General features: G+C 65.6%; 3 protein-coding genes. All 3 read right to left on the bottom strand.

Annotation, left to right across the window (positions count from 1 at the left end):
• The coding region (trbL, locus tag B8784_RS00990; RefSeq protein ID WP_084395762.1) for a P-type conjugative transfer protein TrbL at nt 1-677 on the bottom strand (677 nt) is incomplete at its 3' end.
• Nucleotides 678-685: 8 nt separating this feature from the next.
• Complete coding sequence (trbJ, locus tag B8784_RS00985; protein ID WP_084395761.1) at nt 686-1,390, bottom strand: P-type conjugative transfer protein TrbJ; 705 nt, start codon at nt 1,388-1,390, stop codon at nt 686-688.
• 12 nt (nt 1,391-1,402) lie between these two features.
• Nucleotides 1,403-2,255, bottom strand: an 853-nt coding sequence (locus B8784_RS00980; protein ID WP_456077611.1) for a TraG/VirB4 family ATPase, incomplete at its 5' end; no start/stop codon positions are given.

Raw genomic sequence — 2,255 nt, 5'->3', positions numbered from 1 at the left:
GTGAACGCATCGGTGATGGTCGCGAACAGGGTCGATCCGATGCCGATGACGATGGCGAGCACCATCAGCTTGACGCCCGAGGTGATGACATGGCCGAGCACGCGTTCGGCGAGAAAGGACGTCTTGTTCCACAGTGCGAAGGGCACGAGCACGAAGCCCGCCAGCGTTGTCAGCTTGAATTCGAGGATGGTGACGAAGAGCTGGATGGCGAGCACGAAGAAGGCGACGAGGATCACCGTCCAGGCAACGAACATCACCGCGATCATGATGAAGTTGTGAAAGAACTTGATCGGACCGACCATGTCGCCGATCTCCTCGAGCAGGGGCTGTGCCGCATCGAAGCCGACGCCGGCGATGAAACCGGGGCGCATCAGGTCTTCGGCGGTCATCGTCGAGCCGCCGCCCCTCAGACCAAGCTCGGCAAAACTGTCGAAGACGATCGTTGCGAGAATCGAGAAATTGCCGATGATGAAGGCGAAGAAGCCGACATAGAGCACCTTCTTCAGGAGCCCCGCGATCACGTCGGCATTCTGCGACAGCGCCCAGAAGAGACCGGCGAGCGTGATGTCGATCACGATCAGCGTGGTCGTGAGATAGGCGACGTCGCCGGCGAGCAGGCCGAAGCCTGAATCGATATAGGCGATGAAGGTCGCGAGGAAGGTGTCGATCACATCCATGGGCTTGCTCAGTTCTCCAGAAACGCCTTCGTTCGCGCGCGGCCGCGTTCGGCCTCGGCGAGCGCGGCTGCGCGGCCCAGCGCCTCGGCGCGGTAATGGGCGGCCATCATCGCCTCCATCTGGATCAGCTGTTCGGTCTGCATCGCCTCGATCTGGTTGCCGGCCTGGGCAGCCTGCAGGGCGCCGGCCGCGGCCTGGCTGCGGTCGACGAGGCCCGCGATTGCTTCCGCATCGGTCTCATTGTCCTCGAACGCGGCGGCGACGGTGACGAGCGTGTCGCGATATGCGCTGCGCGATTGCCGCCAGCGCACGCGCGACTGTTCAACGAGCACGGCGTGTTCCGGCGGCGCCGCGCCATAGGTTTCGGGATAGGTCTCGTCATAGACGGTCTCGATGTCGGCGACGCCGTAGCCAATGCCTTCGGCCTCGGACATCAGCTCATGGATGCGGTTGATCCGGTCACGGATGATCTCTTCGGCGACGTTGAGAGGGAGCGTCTCCAGATTGCGCGCCATGTTCTCAAGCATCTCGACCTCATGGGCGAGCTGGCGGACCTGCTGTTCGACCTGCTGCAGGGCGCGCACGGCCTGAAGCACGTTCTGCGCATGATTGGTCGGGTCGTAGACGATGCCGCCGAACAATTGCGCGGTTGCCGGCAGGGGGATGGCGGCGGGCGCGGCGGCGAGGGCGAGGCTGGCGAGGATGCGTTTCATGGGGAGCGTCTCCTATTCGGCGGCAAGGGATGCGGAAGGCGGCGGGGATGCGGCGGCGCCGGATCCCGGCCAACGGGCGAGAAGGTCCGCGGCCCAGGCGAGGCCCTTGGCGCGCAGGAAGGCGCCGGCGAAGCCAGCATCGCCGGCTTCGGCGAGCGCCCGGTCGATGCGTTTCTGGTTGACGGGGTCCGACGCGCCGCAAAAGGCGAGGCCGATCGGCCCGAGCCCGAGTTCGAACAGCCGGCAGCCAAGCGGGGACTGGTAATAGTAGTCGCGCTTCGGAATGGCGCGCGAGATCAGCTCGACCTGCCGTGCATTGAGGCCGAACCGCTCATAGGCCTCTTTTGATTGCGGCTCCTGCGCGCGTTCGTTCGGCAGGAAGATGCGCGTCGGGCAGCTTTCGATCAGGGCCGGGGCGATCGACGAGTTCGCGATGTCGGCGAGCGACTGGGTCGCGAAGACGACGGCGACATTCTTCTTGCGCAAGGTCTTCAGCCATTCGCGGATGCGCGCGGCGAAGAGCGCGTCGTCGAGGAAGAGCCAGGCTTCGTCGAGGATGAGGAGCGTCGGCCGGCCATCGAACCGGGCCTCGAGCCGATGGAAGAGATAGGTGATGACGGGCGCCGCTGCACGCGGGCCCTGCATCAGCGCCTCCATCTCGAAACACACGATGTCGGCAAGCGCGAGGCTCTCATGATCGGCGTCGAGAAGGCGTCCATGGGCGCCCTCGAGCGTGAACGGATGGAGCGCGGCGCGCAGCGCGTCGTCCTGCAGAAGCAGCGTGAGTCCAGTGATGGTGCGCTCGGCGGGCGGCGCGGAGGCGAGCGCCCGGACGCCGTCCCAGAGCCGCGCCTTGAGATCCGGG

It is taken from the genome of Henriciella aquimarina, from assembly GCF_002088975.1.
GTDB lineage: Bacteria > Pseudomonadota > Alphaproteobacteria > Caulobacterales > Hyphomonadaceae > Henriciella > Henriciella aquimarina.
This window is presented reverse-complemented; position numbering and strand designations above follow the sequence as displayed.

What these genes read in the sequence shown, in the direction of transcription:
- trbJ (WP_084395761.1), bottom strand. Translation starts at nt 1,390, where the DNA reads ATGAAACGCATCCTCGCCAGCCTCGCCCTCGCCGCCGCGCCCGCCGCC.